This is a genomic window from Bradyrhizobium sp. 23AC (assembly GCF_054863025.1).
In genome coordinates, this window is sequence record NZ_JAVAYN010000307.1 from 1 (window position 1) to 236 (window position 236).

Annotated in this window: 1 pseudogene; it reads left to right on the forward strand. The window is 61.4% G+C overall.

Annotated elements, in window-relative coordinates:
- Positions 1–236 (forward strand): annotated as a pseudogene (locus RAD10_RS42535) (catalase/peroxidase HPI); the annotation flags it as partial.

Here is a 236-nt window from a genome sequence, read left to right on the forward strand (position 1 = left end):
TCGGCCATGAGTGGGAACTGACCAAGAGCCCGGCGGGGGCGCATCAATGGGTCGCCAAGGATGCGGCGGAAGACGTGCCCGACGCGCATATCGCCGGTAAGACGCATCGCCCGACGATGCTGACGACCGACCTCGCGTTGCGCTTCGACCCTATTTACGGGCCGATTTCGAAGCGTTTTCATGAAAACCCAGACCAGTTCGCGACCGCTTTTGCCGAGGCGTGGTATAAGCTGACC